General features: G+C 75.8%; 1 protein-coding gene. It reads left to right on the top strand.

Going from position 1 to position 14,682, the window contains the following annotated elements; translation table 11 throughout:
- Window positions 1–260: 260 nt before the first annotated feature.
- Window positions 261–14,682: type I polyketide synthase (locus F6W97_RS41090; RefSeq protein ID WP_230687268.1), on the top strand; the 14,422-nt coding region annotated here is incomplete at its 3' end.

The following is a 14,682-nucleotide window of genomic DNA, read 5'->3' as shown; positions in this document are numbered from 1 at the left end:
GCTTTTCCGCGGTGTTGTCCGGAAGCGCTGAAGGTGCTTCGGGCCAGGTCATGACCGAGGGTAATGTGCCGCTGCGGCCACCTCTACCGCTTTGCCTTCCTAATCGGCAGGAGATGACAAGTTAGGGATGGCATAGGGGGTGGGTCAGGGGTTCAGTCACCACGGTCCGGACTGGAACAGTCCTATTCGACCTGGCGTGCGCATTCGTGGACATCGTTGTGCACCGAGCGCGCCGGACCGAACCGAGGAAGTGGTGAGCCATGCTGCGTACCGAACTGATCCGGCCGCTGCCGCAGACGCTGCTGGCGCACGCCGAGCGGTACCCGGACAAGATCGCCTTCCGGGACGCGCGCCGTGCGGTCGGCTACGCGGAGCTGGAGCAGCGCACCGGCCGGCTGGCCGGGCACCTGGCCGCGCTGCGCCTGCAACCCGGCGACCGGGCCGCGATCTACCTCGGCAACAGCGTCGAAACGGTGGAGTCCTACCTGGCCATCGCGCGGGCGGCGGCGATCGGGGTGCCGCTCAACCCGCGCAGCACCGACGCCGAGCTGGCGCACTTCCTCGACGACAGCGGGGCCCGCGTCGTGATCACCGACCCGGCCCACCTCGATCAGCTGCGCCGCCTGCTGGCCACCCGGCCGCACGTGCGCGTCGTGCTCACCGAGGTCGAGATCGTCCCCGGCGACGCCCCCGACGGGACCGTCGCCTTCGCGGCGCTGGCCGCCACCGAGCCGCCCGCGCCCGCCCGCGACGACCTCGGCCTCGACGACGTCGCCTGGATGCTCTACACCTCCGGCACCACGGGCAAGCCCAAGGGCGTGCTGTCGACGCAGCGCAACTGCCTGTGGTCGGTCGCCGCCTGCTACGTGCCGGTGCCCGGACTGTCCGCCGAGGACCGGGTGGTGTGGCCGCTGCCGCTGTTCCACAGCCTGGCGCACATCGTCTGCGTGCTCGGCGTGACCTCGGTCGGGGCCACCGCGCGCATCCTCGACGGGTTCTCCGCCGAGGACATCCTCGACGCGCTGCGCGAGGAGCGGGCCACCTTCCTGGCCGGTGTGCCGACCATGTACCACTACCTCGTCGCGGCCGCCCGCGAACAGGGTTTCGAGGCCCCGGAGCTGCGCATGTGCCTGGTCGGCGGGGCGATCACCACCGCCGCGCTGCGCCGCGAGTTCGAGCAGGTGTTCGGCGCGCCGCTGCTGGACGCGTACGGCAGCACCGAGACCTGCGGATCCATCACCATCAACTGGCCCACCGGGGCGCGGGTCGAGGGCTCCTGCGGGCTGCCCGTGCCCGGCCTCGGGGTGCGGGTCGTGGACCCGGAGTCGCTGACCGACGTGCCCGCGGGCGCGGAGGGCGAGGTGTGGGTACGCGGCCCGAGCGTCATGCTCGGCTACCACAACCAGCCCGAGGCCACCGCCGCGGCGCTGCGCGACGGCTGGTACCGCACCGGTGACCTGGCCCGGCGCGACGAGGCCGGCTACTTCACCATCACCGGCCGGATCAAGGAGCTGATCATCCGCGGCGGCGAGAACATCCACCCCGCCGAGGTCGAGGAGGTGCTGCGATCCGTGCCGGGTGTCGCCGACGTCGCCGTCGCGGGCCGCCCGCACGACGTGCTCGGCGAGGTGCCCGTCGCGTACGTGGTGCCCGGACCGGGCGGCGTCGACGCCGCGCTGCTGTTCGAGACCTGCCGGGAACGGCTGTCCTACTTCAAGATCCCCGAGGAGCTGTACGAGATCGCGCGCGTGCCGCGTACCGCGTCCGGCAAGGTCAAGCGGCTGGCGCTGCTCGACCGGCCCGCCCGGCTGCTCGGCGTCGGCGGCGCGCTGCACGAGACCCTGTTCGCCACCGAGTGGACGCCCCTGCCCACCACCGCCGACCCCGCCGACGCCCACGCCGTCACCTGGGCGGTCGTCGGCGAGACCGGATACGCCGACGCCGCCGCACTGCTGGCCGCCCTCGATGCCGGCACGGACACCCCCGACCTGGTGGTGCTGCGCCACGACGGCGACGCAGGCGACGCCGCCGACCGGGTGCGCCTGCTGTCCGCCCAGCTCACCGCGCTCGCCTCCGCCCCCGGGCTGGACGGGGCGCGGCTGCTGCTGCTCACCCGGCACGGCGTCGCCACCGGTGAGGACGGCGACCTCGACCTGTCTGCCGCACCGCTGTGGGGGCACCTGCGCAGCGCCCAGGGCGCCTACCCCGGGCGGCTGTCGGCTGCCGACCACGACGGGCGCACCCCGTTCGCCGCGGCGCTGGCCCTGCTGGCCCACGCCGACCAGCCGCAGGCCGCGCTGCGCCGCGGGGTGCTGCTCGTGCCTCGCCTCACCCGGGTTCCGAACGCGTCCGGCACGGCGGTGCACGACCCGCAGGGCACCGTCGTCGTGATCGGAGCCGGGCAGCGCGCCGCCGCGACCGTGGCCCGCCACCTCGCGTCCACGCACGGGGCGCGCCGGTTCCTGCTCGCGGGCGACGGCGACCCGGCCGTGGCCGACCTCGCCGAAGACCTCGCCCGCGCCGGCGCGACCGTGTCGACGGCCGGTGGCGCCGACCCGGCCCGGCTGCTCGACGGGCTACCCGACGGCAGGCACACCCTGCTGTACGCCACTGCGGCTCCCGACGCGCCCGACGACGAGCTGGTCCGGGCCGCCGTCACCGACGCGACCGGGCTGCTCGCGGCCGGGCCCGCGGGGCGTACCCCCGCCCTGGTCCTGATCGTCTCCAGCGCCGCCGGGCAGCTCGGCGCGGCCGCCCGGCCCGCCGAGGCCGCCGCTGCCGCCGTGCTCGACACGGCTGCCGCGCACCGCAGCGCGGCGGGGCTGCCCACGGTCGCGCTGTCGCTGGGCGGCTGGCCCCGCACCGCCGGACCGGCCGCGAACCCGCCCGGCTTCCGGGCGCTGCCCACCGCGCAGGCGCTGGCCATGCTGGACCTGGCGCTCGCAGCCCCCCGCCCGGTGCTGCTCGCCGCCCGGCTCGACGCGGGCACGCTGCCCGCAGGCGAGGTCCCCGCCGTGCTGCGCGACCTCGTCGAGTCGCCCGCCCGCCCCGCGGCCGCGGACGACGCCGTCACGGCCGCGCTGCGGGCCAGGCTCGACGGCCAGACCCCGGCGCAGCAGCACGGGACGCTGCTGGACCTGGTACGCGACGAGGCCGCGGCCGTCGGCGGGCTGACCGGCGCGGTGCCCGGGGACCGGCCGTTCAAGGAGCTCGGGTTCACCTCGCTCAGCGCCGTGCAGCTACGCGGGAGGCTGACCGGGGTCACCGGGCTGCGCCTGCCCGCGACCCTCGCCTTCGACCACCCGACCCCGCAGGCGGTCGCCCGGTTCCTGCACGAGCGCCTGTTCGGCACGCCCGCCACCCCGGTGGTGGCCGCCCCGCGCCGGTCCGCCGCAGACGAGCCGATCGCGATCGTGGGCATGGCCTGCCGCGCCCCCGGCGGCGTGACCAGCCCCGCACAGCTGTGGGACCTGGTCACCGCCGGAATCGACGCGGTGTCGGACTTCCCCACGGACCGCGGCTGGGACGTGGCGGGGCTGTACGACCCGGACCCGGACGCGCCGGGCAAGACGTACCTGACCCGGGGCGGCTTTCTGCATGAGGCGGGGGAGTTCGATGCGGGGTTCTTCGGGATCTCGCCGCGGGAGGCCCTGGCGACCGACCCGCAGCAGCGGTTGCTGCTGGAGGTGGCGTGGGAGGCGTTCGAGCACGCCGGGATCGACCCGACCGCGCTGAAGGGCGCGCCCGTCGGGGTGTTCGCGGGCGTGATGTACCGCGAGTACGGCACCAATCTCGACCGGGCCCCGGAAGGCGCCGAGGGCTACCTCGGCATCGGCAACGCGGCCAGCGTGGTCACCGGCCGCGTCGCGTACACGCTGGGCCTGGAGGGCCCGGCCATCACCGTCGACACGGCCTGCTCGTCGTCGCTGGTCGCACTGCACCTGGCCGCGCAGTCGCTGCGGTCCGGCGAATGCGACATGGCTCTGGCCGGCGGGGTCGCCGTCATGGCCGCCCCGTCGTCGTTCATCGAATTCTCGCGGCAGCGCGGCCTGGCCGCCGACGGGCGGTGCAAGGCGTACGGCGAAGGCGCGGACGGCACCGTGTGGTCGGAGGGAGCCGGCCTGCTCGTCGTTGAGCGGATGTCCGACGCGCTGGCCAAGGGCCACCGGATCCTCGCGGTCGTACGCGGCACCGCGGTCAACCAGGACGGCGCGTCCAACGGCCTGACCGCCCCGAACGGGCCGTCCCAGCAGCGGGTCATCAACGCCGCGCTCGCCTCGGCGGGCCTGTCGACCTCCGACGTGGACCTGATCGAGGGCCACGGCACGGGGACCTCGCTGGGTGATCCGATCGAGGCGCAGGCGCTGCTGGCGACTTATGGGCAGGCCCGGTCTGCGGGCGATCCGGTGTGGCTGGGGTCGCTGAAGTCGAACATCGGGCACGCCCAGGCGGCGGCCGGGGTGCTCGGGGTGATCAAGGTGGTGGAGGCGCTGCGGCGCGGGGTGCTGCCGGCGACGTTGCACGCGGATGTGCCGACCGGGCATGTGGACTGGTCGGCGGGGCAGGTGGAGTTGCTCCAGCAGGCCCGGCCGTGGCCGGAGCGGGACCGTCCGCGCCGGGGTGCGGTGTCGTCGTTCGGGGTCTCGGGCACCAACGCCCACGTCGTCATCGAACAGGTTCCCGTGGCGGACGCCACCGGCCGGGCCGAGTCTGCCGCGCTGCCGCCTGCCGCGGAGAAGCCGCTGCCGCTGGTGCTGTCTGCCAGGTCCGAGACCGCGCTGCAAGCTCAGGCCGCCCGGCTCGCCGACGTGCTCGACACTGCAGGCGAGCAGGACCGACCATCGCTGCGGGACGCCGCGTGGACGCTCACCCGGCAGCGCGCCGCGCACTCCCGGCGTGCGGTGTTGCTCGCGCCACCTGTCGAAGGTGACCCCGGTGCCGGATCAGCGGCGGTCGTGGAGCGGCTGCGGGCCTTCGCAGCAGGTGACCTGACCGGCCTGGTGACCGGTGAGGCCGCGGGCGGCAAGGTCGGGGTGCTGTTCACCGGCCAGGGCGCGCAGCGCGTCGGCATGGGCCGTGGCCTGTATGAGGCGTTCCCGGTGTTCACGGCGGCGTTCGATGCAGCGGTGTCCGAACTGGATACACACCTGGGCCGGTCGCTGAAAAAGGTCGTGTTCGAGGAGTCGGCGGGTCTGCTGGACCGGACCGAGTTCACCCAGCCCGCGCTGTTCGCGGTCGAGGTGGCGACGTTCCGCCTGCTGGAGTCGTGGGGCCTGCGTCCCGATCTGGTCATCGGGCATTCCATCGGTGAGCTGGCCGCCGCGCATGTGGCCGGGGTCCTGGCACTGCCGGACGCGGCGCGGCTGGTGGTCGCACGCGGCCGGTTGATGCAGGCGCTGCCCGAGGGCGGCGCGATGGTCGCGGTGCAGGCGGCCGAAGCCGAGGCGCTGGCCGCGATCGACGCCGCCGGGGTCGGGGCGACCGTGGAGGTGGGTGCGGTCAACGCACCGAACTCGGTGGTTGTGTCCGGTGTCGATGCTGACGTGGCCGCCGTCGCGGACAGGCTGGCCGCCGACGGCCGGCGTATTCGCAGGCTGACCGTGTCGCATGCGTTCCACTCCCCGCTGATGGACCCGATCCTCGACGAGTTCGAGCAGGTCGTGCGGTCGGTGACGCTGCACGAGCCGCAGGTCGGGTTCGTGTCCACGGTGACCGGTGAGACCGTCAAGCCCGCAGATCTGACCGACCCGGCTTACTGGCTCGGCAACATCCGGCGACCGGTGCGGTTCGCCGACGCGGTCACCGCCGCACACGCCCAGGGTGTGGTGACGTTCCTGGAGGTCGGGCCGGGCGGGGTGCTGACCGGGCTGGCCCAGCAGATCATCGACGATCCGGCGGTCGGCCTGGTGGCGGCGCTGCGGCACGACACCGACGAGGCGAGCACGGCCGTCGCGGCCGCCGCGGGGTTGCACGTGCGTGGGCATGACGTGGACTGGTCCGCGCTGACCGCCGGGGGAGCGGCGGTGGAGCTGCCGACGTACCCGTTCCAGCGGCAGCGGTTCTGGCTGCACGCCGGCGGTGGGGCGTCCGACGCGACGGCGCTGGGCCTGGACTCCGTGGCGCATCCGCTGCTCGGCGCGGCCACGAACCTGCCCGACTCGGACGGGGTGCTGCTGACGGGCCGGATCTCGCTCGCCGCCCAGCCGTGGCTGGCCGAGCACGCGGTCGCCGGGCAGGTGGTCGTGCCCGGCGCGGCCCTGGTCGAGCTGGCGGTGCGGGCCGGTGACGAGGTGGGCGCGACTGCCGTCGAGGAGCTCGTCATCGAGGCCCCGCTCGTGCTGCCGCCGACGACCGCCGTCAATCTGCAGGTCACCGTCGGGGAATCGGACGAGCAGGGCCGCCGTCCGGTGGCCGTGCATGCCCGGCATGCCGGTGCGGACGCGGACACACCCTGGCGTCGCCATGCCACCGGCGTGCTGTCCGCCGCCACCGCCCCCGAAGCCGACGCCGACACCGTGTGGCCACCCGCCGGGGCGGAGCCCGTGGACCTGGACGGCTTCTACGCCCGCCGGGCCCGGGAAGGAGTCGCCTACGGGCCGTCCTTCCAGGGCCTGCGGGCGGTGTGGATACGCGGCGACGAGGTCTTCGCCGAGGTCGCCCTGCCCGACGGGATACGCGATGACGCGGGCCGGTTCGGCCTGCACCCGGCGCTGCTCGACGCGGCCCTGCACGCCACCGGGTTCGGCGCGCCCGGCGCGGCGCTGACCTCGCCGCTGGCGCTGCCGTTCGCCTGGACGGGGGTGCGGCTGCACGCCGCCGGTGCCACCGCGCTGCGGGTCCGGGCCACCGCCACCGGCCCCGACACCGTGGCCGTCGCCGTCACCGACCCGGCGGGCGCACCGGTCGCCACCGTCGACGCGCTCACCTTCCGCGCGGCGGCCACGCCGACCGGCCCGGCGCAGGAGAACCTGTACCGCTTCGGCTGGACGACCGTGCCCACCCCCGACTCCGACACGCGGACCTGGGCGGTGCTCGGCGACAGCACCCTGCTGCCGCAGGCGCCGCGGCACACCACCGTCGCCGCCGCGGTCGAGGCCGTGCCGCAGCTGCTGCTGGTCGACCTGACCGCGCCGTCGGCACCGGCAGGCCCCCGGCGCGGCCGGGAGCTGACCGTCGCGGCGCTGACCGCGCTCCAGCAGACGCTCGCCGAACCGCGCCTGTCCGACACCCGCCTGGTCCTGGTCACCCGTGGCGCGGTCGCGGTGCACCACGTCGGCGAGGCCGACGACCCGGCCGCCGCGGCGGTATGGGGCCTGGCCCGCTCCGCGCAGACCGAGGAGCCCGACCGCATCGTCCTCGTGGACGTCGACGGCACTGCCGAGTCCGCCCAGGCGCTGCCCGCCGCCGCGGCCACCGGCGAGCCGCAGCTCGCCGTCCGCGCGGGCGTGCTCAGCGCACCGCGGCTGACCCGCGCCGACACCGGGGAGCTGACGCCGCCGGACACGCTCGCCTGGCGGCTCGACACCACCGGCCCCACCTTCGACGACCTGGTGCTCGCGCCCAGCCCGGAAGCGGCCGGGCCGCTGGCGACCGGGCAGGTGCGCATCGCGGTGCGGGCCGCCGGGGTGAACTTCCGCGACGTGCTGGTCTCGCTCGGCATGGTGCCGGGGCAGACCGGTCTGGGCGGCGAGGCCGCCGGAGTCGTGCTGGAGGTCGGCTCCGACGTCACCGACCTGCGCGCGGGCGACCGGGTGATGGGCATGCTCGGCGAGTTCGGCGGCTTCGGCCCGGTCGCGGTCACCGACCGCCGCCTGGTCGCCCGGCTGCCCGAGGGCTGGACCTTCGAGCAGGGCGCGACCGTGCCGATCGTGTTCCTCACCGCGTACTACGGCCTGCGCGACCTCGCCGGGCTGCGATCCGGCGAGAAGATCCTGATCAACGCCGCGGCCGGCGGGGTCGGCCTGGCGGCGGTGCAGCTCGCCCGGCACCTCGGCGCGCACGTGTACGGCACGGCGAGCCCCGCCAAGTGGCCCGCGCTGACGGCACTCGGCGTCGAGCAGGCGCACCTGGCGTCGTCCCGCACGACCGGGTTCGCCGAACGGTTCCTGGCCGCGACCGGCGGGTCCGGGGTGGACGTGGTGCTCAACTCGCTGTCCGGCGAGTTCGCGGACGCGTCCCTGTCACTGCAGCCGGGCGGCGGCCGGTTCCTCGAACTGGGCAAGACCGACGTGCGCGACCCGGCCGAGGTCGCCGCCGCGTACCCCGGGGTCGCCTACCAGGTGTACGACCTGCGCGAAGCCGGCCCGGACCGGATCGGCGAGCTGCTCGCCGACCTCGTCGGGCTGTTCGAGTCAGGCGTGCTCACCCCGCTGCCGGTGGCGGCGTGGGACGTGCGCCGCGCCCCGGACGCGTTCCGGTTTCTGAGCCAGGCCCGGCACGTCGGCAAGGTCGCGCTGACCGTGGCGCCCGCGCTCGACCCGGACGGCACCGTCCTGATCAGCGGCGGCGGTGCGCTGGGCGGCCTGGTCGCCCGGGAGCTGGCCGCCTCCCACGGCGTGCGCCGGCTCCTGCTGGCCAGCCGCCGGGGACCCGCCGCCGACGGGGTCGACGAGCTGGTCGCGGACCTGGCCGCGCTCGGCACCCACGCCGACGTGGTCGCCTGCGACCTGTCCGACCGGGACGCGGTCGCCGCGCTGCTGGCCGGGGTGCCTGCCGTCCATCCGCTGACGGCGGTGGTGCACACCGCCGGGATCATCGACGACGGCGTCATCGCCGCCCTCGACCCGGCACGGGTCGACGCGGTGTTCGCGCCGAAGGCCGACGCGGCCTGGCACCTGCACGAGCTGACCGCGGGCCTGGACCTGGCGGCGTTCGTGCTGTTCTCCTCGGCCGCGGGCGTGTTCGGCAACCCCGGCCAGGGCAACTACGCCGCCGCGAACGGCTTCCTGGACGGACTGGCCCGGCTGCGCCGCGCCCAGGGCCTGCCCGCCACCTCGCTGGCCTGGGGCTTCTGGTCGTACACGAGCAACCTGACCGCGGGCCTCGGCGACGCCGCCCTGCAGCGCAACCGCCGCGACGGCATGCTCGGCATCGACGCCGCCGAGGGCGGACGCCTGCTCGGCGCGGGGCTGCGAGCCGCCGACGCGGTGCTGGTGCCCGCCCGCCTGGACCTGGCCGGGCTGCGCGCCCGTGCCGCCGCCGAACCGGTGCCGCCACTGCTGCGCAGCCTGGTGCGCCCGGCCCGCCGCAGCGCCCAGGCGACTTCGGCGGTGCAGGGCGGCCTGGCCGCCAAACTCGCCGGGCTGCCCGCCGCGGAGCAGGAACGGCAGCTTGTGGAGCTGGTCCGGCTGCACGCGGCGACGGTGCTCGGCCACGCGGACGCCGACGTGCTCGCCGCCGACCGGGCGTTCAAGGAGACCGGGTTCGACTCGCTGACGGCGGTGGAACTGCGCAACCGGCTCGCCACCGCGGCCGGGGTGCGGCTGAGCGCGACCGTCGTGTTCGACCACCCGACCCCGGCGGCGCTGGCCCGGCACCTGCGCGAGGAGCTGACCGGCACGGAGCCCGCCGCCGTGGCGGCCGCGCCGGTGGCGGTCGCCGCCCCGGACGAGCCGATCGCGATCGTGAGCATGAGCTGCCGCTTCCCCGCCGGGGTGGAAACCCCCGAGCAACTGTGGGAGCTGCTCGCGGCCGGGGCGGAGGTCGTCTCGGACTTTCCCGCCGACCGCGGCTGGGACCTCGACCGGCTGTTCGACCCCGACCCCGACCACGCGGGCACGTCGTACGTGCGCCGGGGCGGGTTCCTCGACGGCATGGCCGAGTTCGACGCCGACTTCTTCGGCATCTCCCCGCGCGAGGCCACCGCGATGGACCCGCAGCAGCGGCTGCTGCTGGAGACGTCGTGGGAGGCGTTCGAGCGGGCCGGTATCGACCCGTCCGGGCTGCGCGGGCGCAGCGTCGGCGTGTTCACCGGCGTCATCAACCACGACTACTCGGTACGCGTGCACCAGGCCCCCGGCGACCTGGAGGGCTACCGGCTGACCGGCGTCTCCGGCAGCGTCGCCTCGGGCCGGGTCGCGTACACCCTCGGTCTGGAGGGTCCGGCGATCACCGTGGACACGGCGTGCTCGTCGTCGCTGGTGGCGCTGCACCTGGCCGCGCAGGCGCTGCGGGCCGGGGAGTGCGACATGGCACTGGCCGGCGGCGTGACCGTGATGACGACCCCGGACAACTTCATCGAGTTCTCCCGCCAGCGCGGCCTGGCCGCCGACGGCCGCTGCAAGGCGTTCGGGGCCGGCGCGGACGGCACCGTCTGGTCCGAGGGCGTCGGTGTGCTGCTGGTCGAGCGGCTGTCCGACGCGCTCGCCCGCGGGCACCAGGTCCTTGCCGTGCTGCGGGGCAGCGCGGTGAACCAGGACGGCGCGTCCAACGGCCTGACCGCCCCGAACGGGCCGTCGCAGCAGCGGGTCATCCGCGCCGCGCTGGCCTCCGGCGGCCTGGCCCCGGCTGATGTGGACGTGGTCGAGGCGCACGGCACCGGCACCGCGCTCGGCGACCCGATCGAGGCGCAGGCGCTGCTGGCCGTGTACGGGCAGGACCGGGCCGCCGACGACCCGGTGTGGCTGGGTTCGGTCAAGTCGAACCTCGGCCACACCCAGGGCGCGGCCGGCGTCGCCAGCGTGATCAAGATGGTGCTCGCGCTGCGCCACGGCAGGCTGCCCGCGACGCTGCACGCCGACGAACCGTCCGCGCACGTGGACTGGTCCAGTGGTGCACTGCGGCTGCTGACCTCGCCGCAGGACTGGCCCACGGCGGGCACGCCGCGGCGAGCGGGCATCAGCTCGTTCGGTGTCAGCGGCACCAACGCCCACGTGATCATCGAGGAGGCCCCCGGTGCGGCCGCCCCGGCCCCGAACCAGGCGGCCGCACCGGTTCTCGACGCGCCGGTCCCGTTGCTGCTGTCGGCCCGGTCCGAAAACGCGCTGCGCGCCCAGGCCGCCCGGCTGGCCGACCGCCTGGCCGGTTCCGATGCCGAGCCACGCGATGTGGCCTGGTCCCTGCTGTCGGGGCGGGCATCGCTGCCCTACCGGGCGGTGGTGCTCGACGCCGAGGACCCTGCCGGGGCGCTGCGTATGTTGGCCACCGGTGGGAGCCCGGCCGGCGCCGTCACCGGCTCGGCCGCGCCCGGCAAGCTGGGTGTGCTGTTCACCGGCCAGGGCGCACAGCGGGTGGGTATGGGCCGTGGCCTCTACGAGGCGTTCCCGGTGTTCGCGGCGGCGTTCGACGCGGTCGTGTCCGACGTGGACGCGCAGCTGGGCCGGTCGCTCACGGACATCGTGTTCGGCCTGCCGACGGTCACCGACTCGGCCGACCCGCAGGCCAGGGGCGAGGACGGCGCCGGTCTGCTCGACCGGACCGAGTTCACCCAGCCCGCGTTGTTCGCCGTGGAGGTCGCGACGTTCCGGCTGCTGGAGTCGTGGGGTGTACGCCCGGATGTGGTCATCGGGCATTCGATCGGTGAGCTGGCGGCCGCGCACGTGGCCGGGGTGCTGTCGCTGCCGGACGCGGCGCGGCTGGTGGTGGCGCGGGGCCGGTTGATGCAGGCGCTGCCCGAGGGCGGGGCGATGGTCGCCGTGCAGGCGGGTGAAGCCGAAGCGCAGGCCGCGATCGACGCCGCGGGCCTGGCGGCGACCGTCGAGGTGGGCGCGGTCAACGCACCGAACTCGGTGGTGCTGTCCGGCGCCGAAGCCGACGTCACGGCCGTCGCCGACCGGCTGGCCGCAGACGGCAGGCGTGCTCGCAGGCTGACCGTCTCGCACGCCTTCCACTCCCCGCTGATGGACCCGATCATCGCCGAGTACGACCAGCAGGTCCGTACGGTGCACCTGGGCGAACCGCGGTCTGCCTTCGTCTCGACGGTCACCGGCGGCCCTGTCACCGCCGAGCTGACCGACCCGGCGTACTGGCTGGCCAACGTCCGGCGGCCGGTGCGGTTCGCCGACGCCGTCACCGCGGCAAGGGAACTCGGTGTCACCACGTTCGTCGAGGTCGGACCGGGCGGGGTGCTGACCGGGCTGGCGCAGCAGAGCATCGACGACACCTCGGTCGGGTTCGCGGCCGCGCTGCGCCACGACGCCGACGAGCCGCGTGCCGCTCTCGACGCCGTTTCCCGGCTGCACGTGCGGGGGCATCATGTCGACTGGTCCCCGCTGCTGGCCGGCGGGCAGCGGGTCGACCTGCCGACCTACCCGTTCCAGCGGCAGCGCTACTGGGTCGACGTGGCCCCGGCCCGGGGCGACGTGATCGGCGCGGGGCTCGCCCCCGGCGGGCATCCGCTGCTCGGCGCGGTGGTCGCGCTGCCCGACGGCGGTGTCGTCGGCACCGCGCGGCTGACCCTGGCCGAGCACCCGTGGCTGACCGACCACACCATCTCCGGCGCGGTGCTGCTGCCCGGCGCGGCCCTGGCCGAACTCGCCGCCCGGGTCGGCGACGAGGCCGACACAGCCGTCGTGGAGGAGCTCGTCATCGAAGCCCCGCTGGTGCTGCCCGCCACCGGAGCCCGCCAGCTGCGGATCGTCGCGGGCCCCGCCGACCAGGGCGGACGACGCCCGATCGCCGTGCACTCGCGCGCCGACGGCGACCCTGACGCGCCCTGGACCAGGCACGCCACCGGCACCGCCGCGCCCGCAGGCGACACCGTCGCCACCGGGTCGCAGGAGTGGCCACCTCGGGGCACGACCGAGACGGACCTCACCGGCTTCTACGAGCGCCGGCACGCCGCCGGATACGAGTACGGGCCCGCGTTCCAGGGCCTGCGGCGAGTGTGGACGGCCGGTGACGACGTGTACGCCGAGGTCGCGCTCGCCGAGCCGCAGGCCGCCGACGCGGCCCGGTTCGGGATGCACCCGGCGCTGCTCGACGCGGCCCTGCACGCCAGCAGCTTCTCGCCGGTCGGCGCGGGGGAGCGGCTGCTGCTCCCGTTCGCCTGGAACGGCCTGCGCCTGCACGCGGCAGGAGCGGCCGCGCTGCGAGTGCGGATCACCGTCACCGCCGCGGACACCGTCACCCTGCACCTGGCCGACCCGTCGGGTGCGCCGGTGGCCGAGGTGGCCGGGCTGGTGTTCCGGCCGGTCGACCCGGCTGCGCTGACCGCCGGGCCGGACACCGGCCGGGGCCTGTCCGTGGTGGACTGGATCGACCTGCCGCCGGCCACCGCCGAGACCCGGGTGGGTGTGCTGGGCGCCGGGATCACGGTGCCGGGCGCTCCCGGATACCCGGACCTCGCCGCACTCACCGCCGACGGGACGCGACCGGACGTCGTGCTCACTGCCCTGCGTCCCGCCGGGCCCGGCCCGGACGCCGCGTGCGACCTCGCCGCGAGCACGCTGACGCTGCTCCGGTCCTGGCTCGCCGAGCCCGCACTGGACGGCGTACGGCTGGCCGTGGTCACCAGGGGCGCGGTCGGCGACGGACCCGCCGGCCCGGCCGCAGCGGCGGTATGGGGCCTGGTGCGCACCGCCCAGTCCGAGCACCCCGGTCGGTTCACGCTGGTCGACCTCGACGACGACGCGCGCAGCCTGGCGGCGCTGCCGGGCCTGCTCGCGACCGACGAACCGCAGCTCGCGGTGCGGGCAGGTGAAGGCACCCAGCCCCGCCTGGCGGTCGCGCCGCAGACCACAGCACTGGACCGCGGCCTTGATCCGAACGGGACAGTGCTGATCACCGGTGGCACCGGCGCGCTCGGCGGCCTGGTCGCCGAGCACCTGGTACGCGCGCACGGCGTACGCGGCCTGGTGCTCGCGTCGCGCCGAGGCGGGCGCGCGGACGGCGCGGCGGAACTGGCCGCGCGGCTGACGGCACTCGGCGCACGGGTGGCCGTCGAAGCCGCCGACGTGTCCGACCGGGACGCGCTGGCCGGGGTGCTGGCGCGGATACCGGCAGACGCGCCGCTGACGGCGGTGATCCACGCGGCCGGGGCCCTCGACGACGGCGTGCTCGAAGCACAGACCGGGCAGCGGCTGGCCAAGGTGTTCGGGTCCAAGGCGGACGCGGCGTGGCACCTGCACGAGCTGACCGCGGGCCTGGACCTGGCCGCGTTCGTGCTGTTCTCCTCGATCGCGGGCACCCTGGGCAACGCCGGGCAGGCCAACTATGCCGCCGCCAACGGCTACCTGGACGGCCTCGCCCGGCTGCGACGGCAGGCCGGACTGCCCGCCACCGCCCTGGCCTGGAGCCTCTGGGACGGTGCGGCCGGCGGGATGGGCGCGGGCCCGACCCCGGACGAGCCGCGCCGTGGCCGCCGCAGCGGTCTCGTGCCGCTGCCCGCCCCGACCGGCCTGGCCCTGCTCGACGCCGCGCTGCGCCGCGACGAACCGGTGCTGGTCCCGGTGCTGCTTGACCTGCCCGCCCTGTCCTCCCGCGCGGCCGCAGGCGACCTGCCCGCGCTGCTGCGCGGCCGGGTCCGCGCACCCCGGCGCACGGCCGACGCCGCCCAGCCCGGCGCCGGCGGCGGTGACCTGGCGGCCCGGCTGGCGTCGGCGCCCCCCGCCGAGCGGCGCGGGCTGGTCGTGGACCTGGTCCGGGCCGAGGCCGCCGCCGTGCTCGGCGCGGCAGGCGCGGGCGCGGTACGCGCCGACCAGGCGTTCAAGGACCTGGGCTTCGACTCCCTGGCCGCCGTCGAGC

Source organism: Catellatospora vulcania, assembly GCF_009720385.1.
In the GTDB taxonomy this organism is placed as follows: Bacteria; Actinomycetota; Actinomycetes; order Mycobacteriales; family Micromonosporaceae; genus Catellatospora; species Catellatospora vulcania.
This window is presented reverse-complemented; position numbering and strand designations above follow the sequence as displayed.